The sequence below is a fragment of the Pseudomonas sp. LD120 genome, from assembly GCF_009861525.1.
Lineage (GTDB): Bacteria > Pseudomonadota > Gammaproteobacteria > Pseudomonadales > Pseudomonadaceae > Aquipseudomonas.
On record NZ_WVHL01000005.1, the window covers coordinates 930,289 to 951,284 of the forward strand.

The window sequence follows — 20,996 nt, forward strand, 5'->3', positions numbered from 1 at the left end:
CGCAGGCTGTCGGCTCAACTGGTGTGCGCGGTGCTGCGCTCGCGCAGGTCGCGCTGGGTGACCCAGTGTTCCACCAGCTCGCGCAGTTGCGACAGCTCCACCGGCTTGGCCATGTGCCCGTCCATGCCGGCCTGGCGCGCGCGTTCCTTGTGCTCGGCGAGGATGTGCGCGGTCAGGGCCACCACCGGCGTACGCACGCGCTGGTTGCCGACTTCCCAAGCGCGCAGTTGCTGGGTGGCGGAGAAACCGTCGAGCACCGGCATTTCGCAGTCCATCAGCACCAGGTCGTAGCGCTTGGCTTTCATCGCCTGCAGCGCTTCTTCGCCGTTGCTGGCGGTGTCGGGCTGCAGGTTGAGTTTGCCCAGCATGCCGCGGATGACCTTGGTTGAAATGCTGTTGTCCTCGGCCACCAGGATGCTGAAATCGCTGGGGACAGTGACCTGGGCCGGGCTCGCAGACGCATTGAGGGGCTGGTTGTAGGGCGTGGCCGGGGCCTTGTCCCGTTGGTTGAGTTCATCGGCCAGGGTGGTCTTGAGGGTGTAGCCCGCCACGGGCTTGGCGAGGATGCGCTTGATCCCGGCATTACGCGCGATCACCTTGCTCGGGGCGTTGCTGATGCCGGTGAGCATGATCAACAGGATGTCGTGATTCAGGCTCGGGTCTTCCTTGATCTTCGCCGCCAGTTGCATGCCGGTCATGCCGGGCATGTTCTGGTCCAGCAGCACCACATCGAAGTAGTCCCGCAGGTGCGCCTTGGTTCGCAGCAGGGCCAGGGCTTCCTTGCCCGATGGCACTGCGCTGACGTTCAGGCCCCAGGCGCTGCATTGCTGCACCAGGACTTTGCGGCAGGTGTCGTTGTCATCCACTACCAGTACTCGCGCGCCTTGCAGTGGACCGTCGAGATCAGCTGTGGGTTGTTCCAGACGCTCGGCGTCCAGGGGCAGGGTCAGCCACAGGGTACTGCCCTGGTTGGCGCCGCTCTTGATGCCGAAGTCACCGTGCATCAGCAGGATCAACTGACGGGCGATCACCAGGCCAAGGTTGCCGCCCAGTCGGGTGCTGGCGAGGAAGTTCTTGCTGTGCAGTTCAGTGTGCAGCAGGGCCTCGCGCTCTTCGGCGTCCATCGGTTGGCCACTGTCCTGCACGGCAATGCGCAAGCGTGGTTTGCTGCTGCGCTCATCGAGGGCGACAACGATCAGCACTTCGCCTTCGTCGGTCTTTTTCAGGGCGTTTTCCAGAAGGCTCAGTAGCGCCTGGCGCAGGCGCGTCGGGTCGCCGCTGATGACCCGTGGTACTTGCGGCTGGATAAAACTGATCAGTTCGACGTTCTGCTGTTCGGCCTTGGCGCGGAAGATGCTCAGGCAGTCTTCGATCAGCGCGTTGAGGTCGAATTGCACGTCATCCAGCTCGATCTGCCCGGACTCCAGCTTGGAAATGTCGAGGATCTCGTTGATCAGGGTCAGCAGTTCGTTGCCGGCGCTGTGGATGGTCTGCACATAGTCGCGCTGCTTGACCGACAGGGGCGTGCCCAGCAGCAGCTCGGTCATGCCCAGCACGCCGTTCATCGGGGTGCGGATCTCGTGGCTGATCTTGGCCAGGAACTCGGCCTTGGCGTTGACTTCGGCGGTGCTGGCGGCCAGGTCGCGGCTGACGCTGAAGCGGTTTTCGGTGATGTCCCGTTGGCGTTCGCCCAGGGCGATGCTCATCAGCAGACCGGCGATGCACACCACGCTCATCAGGGTGACGATCAGCCCTTGTGGCGCCACCAGGGTCAGGCCCAGCAGGGCGGGAAGGATCACCAGCGTCCCGAGGTTGAAGATCACCATGGCGGTGACGAACAGGCGCGCCGGGCGATAGCCCTTGTGCCAGTGGTAGCCAGCGACAAACAGCATGCTCAGGCCGGCCTGGGCCACCAGGGCGTAGGTAATGATATTCAGCGGCAGGGTGTTGACGAACAGCAGCAACAGGCCGAACAGGCTGATCAGCAGGATATTGCCCAGCAGCAACCTATTCAGCGGGTGTGGGCCCAGCGGGGCAAAGAAACGGTAGGCGAACATCATCCCGCACGGGGCGGTCAGCAGCAGGGCCACGTAGGCGCCCTGGGTGTGCAGCACCTGCCAGTCCGGCAGCCAGGTGCCGAACAGGTTCAACAGCATCAACAGGCTGAGGGTCAGCAGGCCCTCGCAGGCCGCCAGCCACAGGCTGCTGCGCGAGCGGGTGTAGGCGAAGCGCGTGAGGTTGTGCAGGGTCAGCATCGCCAGGCAGCCGAAGAGCAGGCCATAGACCAATGTCTGGTTCTGGTTGGCGGCGCTCATGACCGCGGGTTGCAGGGTGATGTAGGGACGCAATTCGTGCTCGGAGACCAAGCGAACGTACACCTCCACCGGCTTGGCGATTTGCGGCAATGGCAGCATGAAGTCGCTGCTGGGCAGGGGCTTCTGCGTTTGCGGCTGGCTGAAACCGGTGTTCACCTGCTCGATCAGCTTGTCGCCGTCGAGCACGTAGAGATTGAGGTGGGACAAGTCGGGGGCAAAGATCCGCAGGACCTGTTCATGGGGCCCGGGTTGCAGCTTGAAGCGTAACCACAGGGCGCCATCGGGTTCGGCAGCGGTCAGCTTGTCCAGTTCGATGGGACTGAACTGGTTGGTGTAGCGCGGGGAGCGGATGTCACTGAGCTGCAGGTCGGCCTGTTCGTCGAGCAAGACCGCCCAGCCACTGCCTTGAGCGGCCATGGCCGGATTCAAGCAGAGCAGGGTCAGTAATGTGACGGTAAAGACTAGGGCAGTCCTGAGCCAGCGCACGGCGAAATCCCTTCATTGGTTAATGCCTGATTATAACTATGCGCGGCGTAATGACCGCACGGCAAGGGCGTGAAGCCCTTGCGGGGTCACCGGCGGAGTTACTCCTGGCCACGCTCGCGGGCAATGGCGCGGTAGCCGATGTCCTTACGGTAGAAACATCCCTGCCAATCGATCTTGGCCGCCAGGCGGTAGGCTTGCTGTTGGGCCGCGTCGACGCTGTCGCCCATGGCGGTGGCGCAGAGCACCCGGCCGCCGGAGGTCACGACCTGGCCGTCTTTGAGCGCGGTGCCTGCATGGAAGACTTTGCCTTCCAGCTCGGCGGCGGCATCCAGGCCGTTAATCGCAGCCCCTTTGGCGTAGTCGCCCGGATAGCCGCCAGCGGCCAGGACGATGCCCAGGCTCGGGCGCGGGTCCCACTGCGCTTCGACCTTGTCCAGGGCCTGGGCCAGGGCCGCTTCCACCAGCAGTACCAGGCTCGACTGCAGACGCAGCATCACCGGTTGGGTTTCCGGGTCGCCGAAGCGGCAGTTGAACTCGATGACTTTCGGGTTGCCGGCTTTGTCGATCATCAAGCCCGCATAAAGGAAGCCGGTGTAGACATTGCCTTCCTCGGCCATGCCGCGCACGGTGGGCCAGATCACCTGATCCATCACTCGCTGGTGCACGTCGGCGGTGACCACCGGTGCTGGCGAGTAAGCGCCCATGCCGCCGGTATTGGGGCCAGTGTCGCCGTCGCCCACGCGCTTGTGGTCCTGGCTGGTGGCCATCGGCAGCACGTTCTTGCCGTCGACCATGACGATGAAGCTGGCTTCCTCGCCGTCGAGGAACTCCTCGATGACCACGCGGGAGCCGGCGTCACCGAAGGCATTGCCGGCGAGCATGTCGCGCACGGCTTCTTCGGCTTCGGCCAGGGTCATGGCGACGATCACGCCCTTGCCGGCGGCCAGGCCATCGGCCTTGATCACGATCGGTGCGCCTTTTTCCTGCAGGTAGGCCAGGGCCGGCTCGATCTCGGTGAAGTTCTGGTAGTCGGCGGTCGGGATCTTGTGGCGCGCGAGGAAATCCTTGGTGAAGGCTTTCGAACCTTCCAGCTGCGCGGCGCCGGCAGTCGGACCGAAGCAGTCCAGGCCACGGGAGCGGAACAGGTCGACCACACCGGCCACCAGCGGCACTTCCGGGCCAACGATGGTCAGGGAGACGTTCTTCTCGGCGAAATCCGCCAACTGCTCCAGGGCCAGGACGTCGATGGCGACGTTCTCGCACTTGGCTTCGATGGCGGTACCGGCGTTGCCCGGGGCGACAAACACTTTCTGAACCCGTGGGTCCTGAGCGACTTTCCAGGCCAGAGCGTGTTCACGACCGCCGCTACCAATGATCAGTACATTCATTTCAAAAACCTCGGATGACGCTAATTCTGTTTTGGAACCTGAAGAGCTGCACGCCTCAGGAGGTTGCATTGACAGTGGTAGATGCAAGGCGGAGCCCACCTCGATGAGCGCAGTTGCCTGTTGGCAATGAGCATCATCGAGGTGGGCTCCAACGCAGCAGATGCCGGTGTCAGTGCGACCGTTGTCGTATCAGTGACGGAAGTGGCGCATGCCGGTGAACACCATGGCAATGCCGGCTTCATCGGCGGCGGCAATCACTTCGTTGTCGCGCATCGAACCGCCTGGCTGGATCACCGCAGTGATGCCGACCTTGGCGGCGTTGTCCAGGCCGTCGCGGAACGGGAAGAACGCGTCGGAGGCCATTACCGACCCCGCAACTTGCAAACCTGCGTGCTCGGCCTTGATGGCGGCGATGCGCGCGGAGTTCACACGGCTCATCTGGCCGGCGCCGACGCCGATGGTCTGGCGGTTCTTGGCGTAGACGATGGCGTTGGATTTGACGTACTTGGCCACTTTCCAGGCGAAGATCAGATCGTGGATCTCTTGCTCGGTCGGGGCGCGCTTGGTCACCACTTTCAGGTCGTCGGCACTGATCATGCCGATATCACGGCTCTGCACCAGCAGGCCGCCGTTGACGCGCTTGTAGTCCCAGGCCGCAGCGCGGTCAGCCGACCACTCGCCACAGGCCAGCAGGCGCACGTTGGCTTTGGCGGCGACAATGGCGCGGGCTTCTTCGCTCACCGACGGGGCGATGATCACTTCGACGAACTGGCGCTCGACGATGGCCTTGGCGGTGTCGGCATCCAGTTCGCGGTTGAAGGCGATGATGCCGCCGAAGGCCGATTCGGTGTCGGTGGCATAGGCCAGCTCGTAGGCCTGGCGGATGCCGCCTTCAGCGTCCGGGCTTACCGCCACACCGCACGGGTTGGCGTGCTTGACGATGACGCAGGCGGGCTTGACGAAGCTCTTCACGCATTCCAGCGCGGCGTCGGTGTCGGCGACGTTGTTGTAGGACAGCTCCTTGCCTTGCAGCTGGGTGGCGGTGGCGATGCCGACTTCGGCGGGCTTGGCTTCCACGTAGAACGCCGCGCTCTGGTGCGGGTTCTCGCCGTAGCGCATTTCCTGGGCCTTGATGAACTGGCTGTTGAAGGTCCGCGGAAACTCGCTGCGGCCGGATGTCGAGAGGGTATCGGCGGCCTGGTTCACGGTGCCCATGTAGTTGGCGATCATGCCGTCGTAGGCGGCGGTGTGTTCGAAGGCCTTGAGCATCAGGTCGAACCGCTGGGCGTAGGTCAGGCCGCCGGCCTTGAGGCTTTCCAGGACGCCGGCGTAGTCGCTGGCGTTGACCACGATGGCCACGTCCTTATGGTTCTTGGCCGCCGAGCGGACCATGGTCGGGCCGCCGATGTCGATGTTCTCGATGGCGGTGGGCAGGTCGCAGCCAGGCTTGTTGATGGTGGCTTCGAAGGGGTAGAGGTTGACCGCCACCAGATCGATGGGCTTGATCCCGTGCTCGTTCATGATGGCGTCGTCGATGCCGCGACGACCGAGGATGCCGCCGTGGATTTTCGGGTGCAGGGTCTTGACCCGGCCATCCATCATTTCCGCGAAACCGGTGTAATCCGCGACTTCCACTGCGGACACGCCGTTATCCTGCAGCAGTTTGAAGGTCCCGCCGGTGGAGAGGATCTCCACGCCTAGGGCTTCCAGCTCCTTGGCGAATTCGAGGATCCCGGTCTTGTCTGAAACACTGATCAAGGCGCGGCGGATCGGCAGGCGGGTAGTCTGGTCGGTCATCTCAATTTCCATCAAAAGCTAGGGAGTCAGCAAAAAAGGCGACCGTTTTTTATGCGGGCGCCTTTCTGGTTTGATTGAATGCTTACAACAAATCGTACTGCTTGAGTTTCTTGCGCAGGGTGCCGCGGTTCAGCCCCAGGAGTTCGCTGGCCTTGGTCTGGTTGCCCTTGACGTAGTTCATCACGCTTTCGAGCAATGGAGCCTCGACTTCGGAGAGCACCAGGTTGTACACGTCCGTGACGGCAGCGCCCTCAAGGTGGGCGAAATAATTGTGCAGCGCCTTCTCGACACTCCCGCGAAGGGTCTGGCCTTCTTCGCTGGGGGTATTGAGGTGCTGTTTCAAATTCACGTTGTCGCTCACGGGTGTTGTTCCACTCACTAAAGTCTCGGTCATCATCGTCATGCGGCCACCCCATCTCCGTCCCCTGTTTCCAGGCTCTTGTAACGTCCGGTAAAGAACTCACGAACGTTGGCGCATTGTGCTTCCGTATCTTCCAAACGATTGAAGTGGGCGCGGAACTCCCTGGCGCCCGGCAGGGTTGCGAGATACCAGCCCACATGCTTGCGTGCGATGCGCACGCCCATGACTTCTCCATAGAAGGCATGCAGCGCGGCCAGGTGCTCTTGCAGAATACGTTCCACCTCGAACAGCTCCGGCGCCGGGAGGGTTTCACCGGTGCGCAGAAAATGTTCGATTTCTCGAAAAATCCATGGCCGCCCCTGGGCGGCCCGGCCAATCAACAGCCCATCGGCCCCGGTGGCGTGTAGCACCTGGCGGGCCTTGGCGGGTGAGTCGATGTCGCCGTTGGCAAAGACCGGAATCGACACCGCCTGCTTGATCGCGGCAATGGTGTCGTACTCGGCTTCACCGGTGTACAGATCGGCCCGGGTCCGACCGTGGACCGCCAATGCCGTAATGCCTGCCTGTTCGGCGATCTTCGCCACCGTCAGGCCGTTTTTGTTCTGTCGATCCCAGCCAGTGCGGATCTTCAGCGTGACCGGTACATCCACCGCGGCCACCACCGCCTGGAGAATCTCATTGACCAGGGCTTCGTCTTTCAACAACGCGGAACCGGCGGCCTTGTTGCAGACCTTCTTTGCCGGACAACCCATGTTGATATCAATAATCTGTGCGCCCAATTCGACGTTGGCGCGAGCGGCATCGGCCAGCATCTGCGCATCGCCACCGGCAATCTGTACCGAGCGTGGCTCGGGATCACCCTCGTGGATCATGCGCAAGCGCGATTTGCGGCTGTTCCACAAACGCATGTCGCTGGTGACCATTTCCGAGACTACAAGGCCCGCGCCCAATTGCTTGCACAGCTGACGAAAGGGCTGGTCGGTGACGCCCGCCATAGGGGCGAGAATCAAGCCGTTGCGCAGTGTGTATGGGCCGATGCGTACCGCCGACATAGGACTTCCCTGTTGTGGGGCCGGATCATGAGAGTTCGAAAAAGGGTTGGCATGATACCCGCTCTCGATGACCGGATAAAGGCTGAATTGGATAAAATCTGAACAGTTATTCCGCAATCACCCAAAGGAGCAGTCTGGGTGATGTGCTCATAAATCGATCGCCAGTCCAGAGTTATCTGTCAGTCTGCTCGGCTCATTCACTCGGGCGAGTGGAAACTCAGACTGTAGTTCACAGCTTTCGGTCCGGGGTCGAGAATATCGAGGGCGATGTGAATAGGCGTCTGCGGCGGCATCTCCTCGGCATCCTGTAGGTCGCCACCCAGGTATTCCCCGGGTTTGAAGCTGCGGCTGGCAATCAGATGGCCGTTCAGGTCGGCAAAGCGCAGTTCCAGCAGCGGGAACGGCTGGGAGAACGGTGCACGGTTATAGATGATGGCGTCCACCACCAGGGCCCCACTGAATTCCGGGTGGCTGCGTACCACCAGGTTGCTGCTCTTGATTCGGGCGATGTCCACGCGCGATGGCACCGTGCAACCGAATTGCGGACACAGTTGCTGGAACCACGGGCGGTACTGGTCCTGGCGCGCCAGTTCATCGAAGTGGTAAGCCACGTATTGGCCCGCCAGGCCACCGGCGGCCAACAGGATCAGCAGCATCCAGAGCAGGCGTCGCCCCCAGGGCGAGCGGCGTTTTTGCCAGTCGAGTTGGATCGGGTCGTCCACCAGGTCCAGCAATACGTCTTCCTGTACGCCGGGTTCGCGGCGTTTTCTGCCGGGAGTCGCGGTTTCCGGGCGGTCGTGCTCAGCGCTATCGGCAGGGACGTGGGCTTCGAAGGGCTCGAGGTCATCATCCAGGTGCAGCCTTGGCATCTGGGGGTCGTCATCCAGGTCCGCCAGGTTGAACGACAGCGACGGTTCGGTGCGCGGGTGAGGCTCTGTGCCGGCATCGCTCCGGGAGGCTGGCAATTTGCTGTCCGGTGTTTCGGGGGTGTCGTTGTCGTCAGTGCTGGCAAACAGCTTGTCGGGCCAAAGGGCCTCATCGGCATCCTGTGGCTCGCGACGGGCGCGGAGGTTGTTTTCCTGGTGCTCGCGATCCTGGCCGAAGGCCTTGGCCGGCTGGATTTCCCGCTGTTCGAGCTTGGCGAGTTCTTCGTCGAGGTCCAGGTCGTCCAGGTGATCCAGGTCCATCTCCGCGGCCGACCACTGTTTCTGGCTGATGGCGCGTTGCGTGGGCGCTGCATCGGGTGTCGGCGCGAGGGGGGCTTGCAGTGCGGGCTCAGGTTCAGGTGCGGATGGCGCAACGACCGCAGGCGCGACGGCTGGTTTGGCGGCAGGCTTGGACGTTGCGCCCTCCTTGGCGGCGCGTTGCTCAAGCAACTGTCGTGCAGCGTTGAACACCTGCAGGCAGGAGCCACAGCGAACCACCCCGCGAGCCACGCTCAATTGAGCATGGCTGACACGGAATCTGGTTTGGCAATGCGGGCACTGGGTGACGAAACTGTCGGTCATGCGGTCATCCGGATTATGCAGGCGGTTATTTTAGCGCCGACGGCCGGTGATGCGCACCCAGCCATCAAGGGTGGCGATCGGGTCCAGATCGAAGTCCTGGGCATAGGCGGCGGCCACTTCTTCGCCTTGTTCGGCGAGGATGCCCGAGAGCGCGAGGCGCCCGCCGGACTTCACCAGGCCCGACAGCTGCGGGGCCAGTGACACCAGTGGACCGGCGAGGATATTGGCCACCAGTACATCAGCCTGAACTTGCGGCAGTTGTTCCGGTAGGTACAGCGGGAACTGTGCTTCGGCAATGTTGTTGCGTCCAGCGTTGTCCCGGGAAGCTTCCAGGGCTTGCACGTCAATGTCGGTGCCTACCGCTTGCTTGGCGCCCAGCAACAGGGCCGCGATGGCCAGAATTCCCGAACCGCAGCCAAAGTCCAGCACGTTGCAGTCCTTGAGGTCCTGGCCGTCCAGCCATTCCAGGCACAGGGCGGTGGTCGGATGAGTGCCGGTGCCGAACGCCAGGCCCGGGTCCAGCAGCAGGTTGACCGCGTCCGGTTCCGGCGCGGCGTGCCAGCTAGGAACAATCCACAGGCGCTGGCCGAAGCGCATGGGCTGGAAGTTGTCCATCCAGCTGCGTTCCCAGTCCTGGTCTTCGATGACTTCGCTGTGGTGTTCGGGCAGCGGGGCGCCGGTCAGCAGTTCCAGGTGGGCGAGCACGCTGGCGGCTTCGGTGCCGCCTTCGAACAAGGCCAGCAGGTGGGTGTGGGACCACAGCGGCGTGGTATTGAGTTCGGGTTCGAAGATCGGCTGATCCTCGGCGTCCATGAAGGTGACCGAGACGGCACCGACTTCAAGAAAAGCGTCTTCATAGGTTTCGGCTTGTTCTGGGCTGATGGCGAGACGGACTTGCAGCCAAGGCATGGCGGGCACCTTTGAAAATGTGTGATGTGCAGCCTAGCGGGCCGCGAGAAGCGCGCAAGTTTACGCGAGCCCGAGGCAGAAGACGACCGGGTTAGGCAGGATATCCCTGGTGCTGGAGGGGGGGGGCGTTTGTCTGCGCGGCGATCCCTCAGACGGCTGGCAAGGTCTGGCGCATGAAGGGGGCGGCCAGAGGTTTGGTGGCGCCAGGCGGCTTGGTGCAGGCGCGCTGCTGGTCGCTTTGTGCCAAGGTCGTCGTGCAGATACGACAAGGCCGCAATTAAGCGGCCTTGTCGGTGTGGCGAGTGCCGATCAGTGTTGCTCGGCCAGCTTGTGCTCGAGGTAGTGAATGTTCACGCCCCCTTTGCAGAAGCCTTCGTCACGGGTCAGGTCGCGGTGCAGCGGGATGTTGGTCTTGATCCCGTCGACGACGATTTCGTCCAGCGCATTGCGCATGCGCGCCATGGCTTCGTCACGGGTGGCCCCGTAAGTGATCAGCTTGCCGATCAACGAATCGTAGTTCGGTGGAACCGCGTAACCGCTGTACAGGTGCGAGTCGACGCGCACGCCGTTGCCGCCCGGAGCATGGAAGTGCTTGACCGTGCCTGGGCTTGGCATGAAGGTCTTCGGGTCTTCGGCGTTGATCCGGCATTCCAGGGCGTGGCCACGGATGACCACGTCATCCTGGGTGAACGACAGCTTGTTGCCAGCGGCGATGTTGAGCATCTCCTTGACGATGTCGATGCCGGTGACCATTTCCGAAACCGGGTGCTCTACCTGCACGCGAGTGTTCATCTCGATGAAGTAGAAGCGGCCGTTCTCGTACAGGAACTCGAACGTACCGGCACCGCGGTAGCCGATGTCGATGCATGCCTTGACGCAGCGGGCGAAGACTTCCTGGCGCGCAGTCTCGTCGATGTCCGGTGCCGGGGCCTCTTCGAGGACCTTCTGGTGACGGCGCTGCAGCGAGCAGTCGCGATCGCCCAGGTGGACGGCGTTACCCTGGCCGTCGGACAGCACCTGAACTTCGACGTGACGCGGGTTGGTCAGGAATTTTTCCAGATAGACCATCGGGTTGCCAAACGCCGCACCGGCTTCGGAGCGGGTCAGCTTCGCCGAGGCGATCAGGTCTTCTTCCTTGAGCACCACGCGCATGCCGCGACCACCGCCGCCGCCGGCGGCCTTGATGATCACTGGATAGCCGACTTCACGGCCGATGCGCAGCGCGGTTTCCTCGTCTTCCGGCAGTGGGCCGTCGGAACCTGGAACCGTAGGCACGCCGGCGGCGATCATGGCGTGCTTGGCGGAAACCTTGTCGCCCATCAGGCGGATGGTTTCAGCTTTCGGGCCGATGAAGGCGAAGCCGGAGTTTTCCACCTGTTCGGCGAAGTCGGCGTTTTCCGCCAGGAAGCCGTAGCCAGGGTGGATCGCCGTAGCGCCAGTGACTTCAGCGGCCGCGATGATGGCCGGGATGTGCAGGTAGGACTGCGCGGCTTGCGCAGGCCCGATGCAAACGGATTCGTCCGCCAGGCCCAGGTGCATCAGCTCCTTGTCGGCCTTGGAGTAGACGGCGACGGTCTTGATCCCCATTTCCTTGCAGGCACGCAGGATCCGCAGGGCGATTTCGCCGCGGTTGGCGATCAGGACTTTTTCCAACTTCGCAGGCTTCAACATCAAAGACTCTCCGCGGTTCAAACGATGGTGAACAGCGGTTGGTCGTACTCAACCGGCTGGCCGTCTTCGACAAGAATGGATTCGATCACACCGCTGGTTTCAGCCTCGATGTGGTTCATCATCTTCATTGCTTCGACGATGCACAGGGTGTCGCCTTTCTTCACGCTTTGGCCGACTTCAACGAAGGCTGGCGAGCTAGGCGACGATTTGCGGTAGAAGGTACCGACCATTGGCGAGCGCGCCACGGTGCCATTCAGTGCCGGTGCGGCAGGCGCTGCGGCGGCGGCCGGGGCGGCAGCGGCAGGCGCGGCCACTGGGGCGGCAACCGGAGCCGGTGCGTAGTACTGCTGGGCTGGAGTCTTGCTGTGACGGCTGATGCGTACGGACTCTTCGCCTTCCTTGATCTCCAGCTCGTCGATGCCGGATTCTTCCAGCAGTTCGATCAACTTCTTAACTTTACGAATATCCATGAATCATCAACTCCCAAGGGTCGGTCAGGGGCGTTTATTGCCTGTCGATCAAGCGGTTGCTTGTCGTTCAAGCTGTTCTAGGGCGGCCTCCAGGGCCAGTCGGTAACCGCTGGCGCCAAGGCCGCAGATCACTCCTACCGCAACATCGGAGAAGTAGGAGTGATGACGGAAAGGTTCGCGCTTGTGCACGTTAGACAAATGCACTTCGATGAATGGGATGCTCACCGCCAGCAGCGCGTCACGTAATGCGACGCTTGTATGCGTAAAAGCTGCTGGATTGATCAAAATGAAGTCCACGCCTTCATCCCGGGCGGCATGAATGCGTTCGATCAATTCGTACTCGGCATTGCTCTGCAGGTATTGCAGATGGTGCCCGGCATCACGGGCCCGCTGTTCCAGATCCTGATTGATCTGGGCCAGGGTGGTTGCGCCATAGACCCCCGGCTCACGAGTGCCGAGCAGGTTCAGGTTGGGTCCGTGAAGAACCAGTAGGGTGGCCATCGATCGTTCCTTGTTATCAGGGTGCTGTTGTCAGAACCCGGCGACTATGCCGGAAAGACTTTATGACTGTCCAGTTCTCGGCAATAGCCAGCACGATGACCGATGTTTGCGCGAAATATGTGACCGGAGCATTAAATCCGGTCATTTACCCGGAGGCCGGCGCGTGCTGGGAGCCTGGGCCACGGTTTCGCCGAAGATGCGCCAAGAAGCGCCCCGACGATTCTGGATTCAAACGCGGAATGCCTGCACCGCGGTGTGCAACTGACCGCCCAGATCCAGCAGGTGCTCGCCCTGGGTGCGGCCTTCGCCGATGCGCAGCAGGTTGTCGCCCCCCAGTTGATGGATGCGCTCGCTGTGGTCGCGGATTTCACTGACAGCGCCGCTCTGTTGCGCGGTGACATCGGCGATTCGTCCGGCGGTCTCGGCAATGGTCTGGATCGCGCCGACGATTTCGTCCAGGGCGCCATCGGCCGCCTGAGCCTGGCTGGCAGTGGCTTCGGCGTGTTCCACCTGGGAGCGCATGCCTTGCACCGATTGCTGCGCGGCGGCTTGCAGGCCGGCGATCAGGGTCTGGATTTCCGCGGTGGCGCCGGCGGTGCGTTGGGCCAAGGAGCGGACTTCTTCGGCGACCACGGCAAAGCCGCGACCCATCTCCCCGGCGCGGGCGGCTTCGATGGCGGCGTTGAGGGCCAGCAGGTTGGTCTGATCGGCGATCGAGCGAATCACCGTCAACACGCCGCCAATGGTGGCGGACTCCTGGGCCAGGTGCTCGATCATCTGCGCGTTGCCCTGGACTTCACCCACCAGGGCGTGCAGGCCGTTCAGGCTCAAACCGATGACGGTCTGGCCTTGTTGCACGGCAAGTCCCGCGCTGCGGCTGGCATCGGCGGCCTGACTGGCGTCGCCGGCCACCTGTTGAATGGTGGCCTCCAGCTCGCCCAGGGCATCGCGGATCTGCGCGGTGTCGCCGGCCTGGCGCTCGGCGCCGCTGTGCAGGCCGCCGCTAAGGTCGGCCAGGGCGCGGCTGCTGCCGGCCACTTGTTCGGCGTTCTGGCGGATGGTGCCCACCAGGTCCACCAGATAAGCGCGCAGACGGTTCAGGGAGTCTTCAATGGCGTGCAGCTCGCGGTTGGTCTTGCCCAGTTGGATCGGGCGACTGAAATCGCCTTCGGCCCAGGTCGACAAGGCTGGAGCGAGGTTGGTCAGAACTCGGGCCAGTTTGCGCTGCAGAGTGTCGATCACCAGGGCGATCAGCAGGATCAAGCCAATCATCAGGCCCTGCATCAGCCGCACTTCGCCCTGGATCTGCCCGTGCTGAGCGCGCACCACCGGTTCCAGTTCGGCAATCGCTTGGCGCACCCCGGTGATCTTCAGCAGGGTCGCGGTGCTCAGGTCGGCGCGTTTCTGGATCTGCTCGCGGGTGCGATTGAGTTCAGCCGGGTAGCGTTTGAGCAGACTGTGGAGTTCGCGTTTGAGACTGACACCGGCGTCTTCGGTGGCCGCTTTTTCGGTGTTTTCCAGCCCCATCAGCGCGGCAAAGTCATCGCTGCCGGACTCACTGCTGCCGGCCACTCCTAACAAGGGCAGGGCTTCAAGCTGATCGGCTTGAGTGCGGATGTTGTTCAGCTCGCGTTCGACGTCGGCGGCCAGTTCGCTGCGACCGCTGCTCACCAGCTTGTCGCGGGCCAGGGACAATTTGCCCAGGTGCAGCGAGGCGTTCAGCAACAGGGGCGGGTACGCCGTGGCGTCGGGCGTCTTGGCACCGTTGGCATATTGGCTGAGCTGCTCAAGGTTAGCGCCCAGCTCTCGCTCGGCCTGCAGCAGCAGGGCTTGGGGGTCGCCCGCCAGTTTGCCCGCGGCCAGCAGGTCGGTCTTGCTGAAATCGTCCAGGCTGGTAAGGCTCGGGCTCAGGCTTTGCGTCAGTTGCGGCGGCAGTTGCGCAAGCTCGCGTTGCAGGGTTTCGATGGCTTGGGTGGCACTGCTCAGGCGCAGAGCGTCACCGCTGGCCAGGTAGTCTTCAATGTTGCGCGCCACTTGATGCTGAAACTGCTGGGACAGCCCCAGATAGCGCTCCATCAACAGATAGGGGCGTTCCAGGGCTCGTTGCGACCACCAGAGTGTCGCTCCCAGGGCCAGGCAAACGGCAACTAACAACAGGGTATTGAGATTGGTCAGCAGCTTCAGGCGCATCGGGGCTCTACCAACGGCTTTAATGGTAAGCGCCTGAATTTATTGCGTTTGTATTACAAGGTTATGACCAACTCTGTGGAGTTGGTGAAAAAGATGGCACTTTGATTCTATGGTCGCGCCGCTTGCACCCGGTTGCGTCCGCCATGCTTGGCGCGGTACAGCGCCTCGTCTGCCTGGCTGGCCATCAGCAAGCTATCGGCATTCTCCTCCATCTCCACCACCCCGGCGCTGAAGGTGCACCACAAATCCTGGGGCTGGGCCGGGTAGTGGATCTCGGCGAAGCGCTGGCGGATTTCGTCCAGCACCTTGCAGGCGGCGTCCTGGTCGGTGTCGGGCATGACGATGGCGAACTCCTCACCGCCGTAACGGCCGATGAAGTCAGTCTTGCGCAGGCGTTGTTTGAGGAACAACGCCAGGCTCTTGATCACTCGGTCGCCCATGGGATGGCCATGGCTGTCGTTGACCCGCTTGAAGTGGTCGATGTCGAGCATGGCGAAGCTCAGCGGCTTGTTCTCACGGCGGGCGCGGAAGCTGCAGTCTTCCAGCAGTTGCAGAATGTGCGTGTGGTTGTACAGGCCGGTGAGGCTGTCGCGGACCATCCGCGCCTTGAGGTTGCGTGCTCGGGCCGCGCGGTTGCGCACGGTGGTGATCAGGTGGCGCGGCTTGATCGGCTTGGTGAGGAAGTCGTCGCCGCCTTCGCTCATGGCGTCCAGTTGCTTGTCCAGGTCGTCTTCGGCGGACAGGTAGATGATCGGCACGCTGACATAGCGGTCGTTGTGGCGAATGACCTTGGCCAGTTCGGTGCCGGTGCAGGCTGGCATGTACATGTCGAGGATGATCAGGTCCGGCTGGAAGTCCGCGAGTTCGGCCATGGCCTGGATCGGCTCGATCAACGAACGAGTCACGATTCCGGCGCTATTGAGCAGGCGCTCGGTGTGCATGGCTTGAGCCCGTGAGTCGTCGATGATCAGCACTTTATAAGGGTCATACTGGGCGACGCAGGTCAGCACTTCGATTTTCTCCAGCAGGCTGGAGGCTTCCAGGGTGCCGGTGAGGAACTCCTGGCCGCCAGCGCGCACGGCCGCCAATCGGGTGGGAGTATCGGTTTCGTGCAGGCTGAAAAACAGCAGCGGCAGCTTCTGCTCAAGTCCGGCCTGGGCTTCGGCTGCCAGGCTCAGGCCCATGCCCGGGCCGCAGAAATCCACATCGATGACGATCGCCGCAGGTAGCCGTTCGACCATCGATGAGCGGAAGGCCGCGAGACTATCCAGGGACTGGGCGCTAAGGCCGAAGAACTCCAGTTGCTTGGCCAGGCGCTCCGCCCGGTCGTGGTCCTGCAGCATCACGTAGATCGGTTTGCGCAGGGGCGGCAGGAACGTCTGTTCCAACTGGTCGCCGTGGCGCAGACCGGTGCGTGACAGGCGTTGCATCAGGCGGTTGAGTTCGGTGATCAGGGTGCTGCTCAAGCGGCCACGGTTGGCATCCACCGCTTCCAGCGATTGGCTGATGCTGCGGGCCAGTTGCCGGTGTTCAGGTTGCTCGAAGCGTTCGGCGAAACGCAGCAGGCGCAGATTGGCCTCGCACAATTCCGACAGATCGGTGGTGGACCACTCGCTGCGTTGCAGACGCTGCCATATCTCAAGGATCTGACGTGCCTGATGAATTACCCGCTGGGCAAAGTGGTGCTTGAGGCGCTCACGGCTGGGGTCTTCTGACTCGGTCATATCCTGACTACTAGGTAGGGTGCATGCTGAGGTCGACTGGTGGCTCTATGCTAGCACCTCTTTTCGATACTACGAGTGTCGTGCGTCAATAATGTGCCAAGCGGGGGGATTGCGTTCTTGGCCTATGGGTCGCATAGGCTCGGGACTGTGCTTCATTTATAGTGACCGCCTGATTCGCAATCATTGCGCGACGCGCGTTTGCCGGAAGATTTATACCGTCAAGGCAAGGCACGATGGAGTAGGGTTGTGGTCGAACCGATGAACCCAAGTGATTGAAAGGACATAGCCATGCTGGATTGGAAGAATCGCGCTGGCAGCGCGCCGGATCGTGCTGCCGAACCCAAGTCGGCGACACGCAGCTATTTCGGTGGTCTGCTGTTCAGTCGTGCCCTGGCCACCTTGTTGGGTCTGTATTTGCTGGTCGCCGGTGGGCTTGGCTGGTACTGGAGCCAGGAGCCGGCGCTGTTCCCGGTCCAGAAAAACGCTCAGATTGCCGCCGAGAAGGAAGGTCGGCAGATGGTGGTCGGCTATACCACGGTGCAAACCCTGAAGACGGTGGCCAGCACCTTGCTCGACAAGCCGGGCGGCTACATTTCCAACGACCGTTTTCCACCGGGCCTGTGGATGGACAACATGCCGAGCTGGGAATACGGCGTGCTGGTCCAGGTCCGCGACCTGACCCGCGCCTTGCGTAAGGACTTCGCCCGCTCTCAGTCCCAGTCCGCCGAAGACGCCGACTTGGCCAAGGCCGAGCCGCGTTTCAACTTCGACAATAAAAGCTGGGTGCTGCCGTCCAGTGAGTCGGAGTACCAGGACGGCATCAATTACCTGGAGCGCTACCAGGCCCGCCTGTCCGACCCTAACCAGAAGACCGCGCAGTTCTATGCCCGCGCCGACAACCTGAACAACTGGCTGGGCGATGTGGGAACGCGTTTGGGGTCGCTGTCCCAGCGGCTGTCGGCCAGCGTTGGTCGGGTCAAGCTCAACACCGCGCTGAAAACCGAAGTCGCCGGCCCGGGCCAGGCCCCTCAGGTGGATGAAGAGGTGGTGGAAACCCCGTGGATGCAGATCGACAACGTGTTCTACGAAGCCCGTGGCCAAGCCTGGGCGCTGTCGCATCTACTGCGAGCGATCGAAGTGGACTTTGCCGATGTGCTGGCGAAGAAGAATGCCACCGTCAGCGTGCGCCAGATCATCCGTGAGCTGGAGGCGTCCCAGGAGCCGGTGTGGAGCCCGATGATCCTCAATGGCAGCGGCTTTGGCGTGCTGGCCAACCACTCGCTGGTCATGGCCAACTACATTTCCCGGGCTAACGCGGCGGTCATCGACCTGCGTCAACTGCTCAATCAAGGCTGATCCATGGTTGCAACCACCAATGAGGCGGCCCATCGCGCCGCCTCCGATGCTGAACAAATTGCCTGGGTCGATGGCGAAGACCAGGTGCTCGGGGCCATGGCCCGTTCGGAGCTGCGCGAGCGCGGCCTGATCGGTCGTGGCACCTACATCATGTTGTTCAATTCCGCCGGTGAGCTGTGTGTGCATCGGCGCACCCTGAGCAAGGCCATCTACCCAGGTTACTGGGATGTCGCCGCCGGCGGCATGGTCCTGGCAACGGAAAGCTATGCCGAATCCGCCGCCCGGGAACTGGAAGAGGAACTGGGGGTAAGCGGGGTTGAGTTGACTGCCCATGATCACTTTTTCTTCGAGGACACCGGCAACCGTCTCTGGTGCTCGGCGTTCTCCGCCGTGTGGGACGGGCCGCTGAGTTTACAGCCGGAAGAAGTCCTCGAAGCACACTTTCTGCCGCTTGATCAGGTGTTGCGGGAAATCCACGAAAAGCCCTATTGCCCGGACTCCCTGGCGGCCTTGCAACGCTATCTGGCGCGGCGTCGTTAAAGTTGCATAAATTGACGCGGATTGGCTCTTAGCAACCGGGCTTTTTGCCGTTACACTGCGCGACTTTTCAAGCTGAACCGGCGGCGCTTGTTGCAAGCGCGCCGGCTCAGTAGCGCTGCCCCTGCCTGAGTGGGGCTTCGCGGTCGATGGCAACGCCATGTGCTTCGACCAGTCTTTGTCCTCCCAAGAGGATTGCCGGTGGCCAAAAAAGCCGCATCCTTCGCCGCCCTTGGTGGCCTGGTGTTTTCCACCGACGCAGGTCGACATTGCCCGGACTGTAGTCAGCCTGTGGCCGCCTGTATCTGCAAACAAACCGTGATCCCGGCCGGCGACGGCGTTGCTCGCGTGCGTCGCGAAAGCAAGGGCCGTGGCGGCAAGACGGTGACCACCATCACCGGCGTGCCCCTGGCCGAAGACGCCCTCAAGGAACTGGCGACCACCTTGAAGAAGCGCTGTGGCACCGGTGGCGCGCTAAAAGACGGCGTCATTGAAATCCAGGGCGACCATGTCGAGCTACTCTTGGCCGAACTGGTCAAGCACGGTTTCAAGGCGAAGAAGTCCGGCGGCTAGCAGCCTCTGTGAAAACCACCTCTGACTGGACCCTGTCTTGATTCGCTCAGGACGCTGGCGTCGTCTCCCATGGTTTTCACAGAGCCTGTTCATGAACGGTTTCTAAACTCAGCACGGCAGGCGCGGTCTATTGCGCTTGCAGGCTAATCGTCATTTTCATTCTTTAGACTGCGCCGACCCCGGATTGGGGCGGCGCTCTATGACTTCTTTATAGGGGACTTCGATGTCCGTACGACGCACACGTAAAGACGATGGCAGCCAATGGACCGTTGCGGACAGCCGCAGTGTCTACGGGATTCGCCATTGGGGGGCCGGGTATTTCGCGATCAATGACGCCGGTCGCGTCGAAGTTCGCCCGAACGGCCCGAGCAGTTTGCCCATCGATCTGTTCGAGCAGGTCGAGGAGCTGCGCAAGAGCGGTCTGTCCCTGCCGTTGCTGGTGCGTTTTCCGGACATTCTCCAGGACCGCGTGCGTCAGCTGACCGGCGCGTTTGACGCCAACATCGCGCGCCTGGAATACCAGAGCAAATACACCGCGCTGTACCCGATCAAGGTCAACCAGCAGGAGGCAGTGATCGAAAACATCATCGCCACCCAGAACGTTTCCATCGGCCTGGAAGCCGGCTCCAAGCCGGAGCTGCTGGCGGTCCTGGCCCTGGCGCCCAAGGGCGGCACCATCGTCTGCAACGGCTACAAGGACCGTGAGTTCATTCGCCTGGCGCTGATGGGCCAGAAGCTTGGCCACAACGTGTTCATCGTCATCGAGAAAGAGTCCGAAGTGGGCCTGGTGATCGAGGAAGCGGCGTCCCTCAAGGTCAAGCCACAAGTGGGCCTGCGGGTGCGCCTGTCGTCCCTGGCGTCGAGCAAGTGGGCCGACACCGGTGGTGAAAAGTCCAAGTTCGGCCTGTCGGCGGCGCAACTGCTGTCGGTGGTGGAACGCTTCCGCGCCGCCGGCCTGGACCAGGGCATCCGCCTGCTGCACTTCCACATGGGCTCGCAGATCGCCAACCTGGCGGACTACCAGCACGGTTTCAAGGAAGCCATCCGTTACTACGGCGAACTGCGCAACCTCGGCTTGCCGGTGGATCACATCGACGTCGGCGGCGGCCTGGGCGTGGACTACGACGGTACCCACTCGCGCAACGCCAGCTCGATCAACTACGACATGGACGACTACGCCGGCGTGGTGGTGGGCATGCTCAAGGAGTTCTGTGACGCGCAGAGCCTGCCGCATCCGAACATCTTCTCCGAGAGCGGTCGCTCGCTGACCGCTCACCACGCGATGCTGGTGGTGCAGGTGACCGACGTCGAGAAGCACAACGACGACGTGCCGAAGATCGAAAACAAGGAAGAACTGCCGGAAACCGTGCAATGGCTGGTGGACCTGCTGGGGCCGACCGACATCGAGATGGTCACCGAAACCTACTGGCGCGCCACGCACTACATGAGCGATGTCGCCGCCCAGTACGCCGACGGCAAGCTGACCCTGGCCGAAAAAGCCCTGGCTGAGCAGTGCTACTTCGCTGTGTGCCGGCGTCTGCACAACTCCCTCAAGGCCCGTCAGCGCTCCCACCGCCAAGTGCTGGACGAACTCAACGACAAGCTGGCGGACAAGTACATCTGCAACTTCTCGGTGTTCCAGAGCCTGCCGGACACCTGGGCCATCGGCCAGGTGCTGCCGATCCTGCCGCTGCACCGTCTGGACGAAGAGCCGCTGCGTCGCGCGGTGCTGCAAGACCTGACCTGCGACTCCGACGGCAAGATCAAGCAATACGTCGACGAGCAGAGCATCGAGACCAGCCTGCCGGTTCACAGCCTCAACGAGGGCGAGGACTACCTGCTGGGGATCTTCCTGGTGGGGGCCTATCAGGAAATCCTTGGCGACATGCATAACCTGTTCGGTGACACCGATTCGGTGAACATCTACCAGCGGTCCAACGGCAGCGTGTACCACGCTGGGATCGAGACCCACGACACCATCGAGGACATGCTGCGTTACGTGCACTTGTCGCCGGAGGAGTTGATGACGCATTACCGCGACAAGGTGGCCAGCGCCAAGATCAGCGCTGCCGAACGCACTCAGTTCCTCGACGCCTTGCGCCTGGGCCTGACCCGTTCGTCCTACCTGTCGTCCTGACGGCCTGGGCATCCCGGTGAT

Annotated in this window: 16 protein-coding genes; 4 read left to right on the plus strand and 12 right to left on the minus strand. The window is 62.3% G+C overall.

What is annotated here, in order from left to right; all coding sequences use genetic code 11:
• Positions 1–14 precede the first annotated feature (14 nt).
• The 12 genes from PLD_RS18540 to PLD_RS18595 all read right to left on the minus strand — a co-directional run bounded on the left by PLD_RS18540 (position 15) and on the right by PLD_RS18595 (position 16,372).
• Entirely contained in the window at positions 15–2,801 is a 2,787-nt protein-coding gene (locus PLD_RS18540) for a hybrid sensor histidine kinase/response regulator (protein WP_159895239.1), read from the minus strand.
• A 98-nt stretch (positions 2,802–2,899) separates the two neighbouring features.
• Positions 2,900–4,189, minus strand: coding sequence for a phosphoribosylamine--glycine ligase (gene purD, locus PLD_RS18545; RefSeq protein ID WP_159895241.1), 1,290 nt, complete (start codon positions 4,187–4,189; stop codon positions 2,900–2,902).
• Between the two features lie 189 nt (positions 4,190–4,378).
• Positions 4,379–5,986 carry a bifunctional phosphoribosylaminoimidazolecarboxamide formyltransferase/IMP cyclohydrolase gene (gene purH, locus PLD_RS18550; RefSeq protein ID WP_159895243.1) on the minus strand — a complete coding sequence of 536 codons (1,608 nt, stop codon included), beginning with the start codon at positions 5,984–5,986 and terminating at the stop codon, positions 4,379–4,381.
• Between the two features lie 82 nt (positions 5,987–6,068).
• Positions 6,069–6,389 (minus strand): DNA-binding transcriptional regulator Fis, encoded by a 321-nt coding sequence (gene fis, locus PLD_RS18555; RefSeq protein ID WP_003186237.1) that lies wholly within the window; start codon positions 6,387–6,389, stop codon positions 6,069–6,071.
• Positions 6,386–7,399 carry a tRNA dihydrouridine synthase DusB gene (gene dusB, locus PLD_RS18560; protein ID WP_159895245.1) on the minus strand — a complete coding sequence of 338 codons (1,014 nt, stop codon included), beginning with the start codon at positions 7,397–7,399 and terminating at the stop codon, positions 6,386–6,388. The genes fis and dusB overlap by 4 nt, the downstream gene beginning before the upstream one ends.
• Before the next feature lie 197 nt (positions 7,400–7,596).
• A complete protein-coding gene (locus PLD_RS18565; RefSeq protein WP_159895247.1) occupies positions 7,597–8,907 on the minus strand; it encodes a DUF3426 domain-containing protein in 1,311 nt (436 codons plus the stop codon).
• 30 nt (positions 8,908–8,937) lie between these two features.
• Complete coding sequence (prmA, locus tag PLD_RS18570; protein WP_159895249.1) at positions 8,938–9,816, minus strand: 50S ribosomal protein L11 methyltransferase; 879 nt, start codon at positions 9,814–9,816, stop codon at positions 8,938–8,940.
• 309 nt (positions 9,817–10,125) lie between these two features.
• Entirely contained in the window at positions 10,126–11,487 is a 1,362-nt protein-coding gene (gene accC, locus PLD_RS18575) for an acetyl-CoA carboxylase biotin carboxylase subunit (protein ID WP_159895251.1), read from the minus strand.
• Between the two features lie 17 nt (positions 11,488–11,504).
• Complete coding sequence (accB, locus tag PLD_RS18580; RefSeq protein WP_159895253.1) at positions 11,505–11,957, minus strand: acetyl-CoA carboxylase biotin carboxyl carrier protein; 453 nt, start codon at positions 11,955–11,957, stop codon at positions 11,505–11,507.
• A gap of 48 nt (positions 11,958–12,005) precedes the next feature.
• The gene (gene aroQ / locus PLD_RS18585; protein WP_159895255.1) at positions 12,006–12,458 is read right to left on the minus strand and encodes a type II 3-dehydroquinate dehydratase; all 453 of its coding nucleotides are present in this window, start codon (positions 12,456–12,458) and stop codon (positions 12,006–12,008) included.
• 228 nt (positions 12,459–12,686) lie between these two features.
• On the minus strand, positions 12,687–14,648 hold the full coding sequence (locus PLD_RS18590; RefSeq protein WP_159895257.1) for a methyl-accepting chemotaxis protein: 1,962 nt from the start codon (positions 14,646–14,648) through the stop codon (positions 12,687–12,689).
• A 107-nt stretch (positions 14,649–14,755) separates the two neighbouring features.
• The gene (locus PLD_RS18595; protein WP_159895259.1) at positions 14,756–16,372 is read right to left on the minus strand and encodes a PleD family two-component system response regulator; all 1,617 of its coding nucleotides are present in this window, start codon (positions 16,370–16,372) and stop codon (positions 14,756–14,758) included.
• Positions 16,373–16,660: 288 nt separating this feature from the next.
• Between PLD_RS18595 and PLD_RS18600 the strand changes: the two genes are divergently transcribed.
• From PLD_RS18600 to speA, 4 genes are all read left to right on the plus strand, one after another.
• Positions 16,661–17,728, plus strand: a complete 1,068-nt coding sequence (locus tag PLD_RS18600; protein WP_159895261.1) for a DUF2333 family protein — start codon at positions 16,661–16,663, stop codon at positions 17,726–17,728.
• Positions 17,729–17,731: 3 nt separating this feature from the next.
• A complete protein-coding gene (locus PLD_RS18605) occupies positions 17,732–18,268 on the plus strand; it encodes an NUDIX hydrolase (protein WP_159895263.1) in 537 nt (178 codons plus the stop codon).
• A 198-nt stretch (positions 18,269–18,466) separates the two neighbouring features.
• Positions 18,467–18,838 (plus strand): translation initiation factor Sui1, encoded by a 372-nt coding sequence (locus PLD_RS18610; protein WP_159895265.1) that lies wholly within the window; start codon positions 18,467–18,469, stop codon positions 18,836–18,838.
• Between the two features lie 223 nt (positions 18,839–19,061).
• Entirely contained in the window at positions 19,062–20,975 is a 1,914-nt protein-coding gene (speA, locus tag PLD_RS18615; RefSeq protein WP_159895267.1) for an arginine decarboxylase, read from the plus strand.
• Positions 20,976–20,996: the final 21 nt, after the last annotated feature.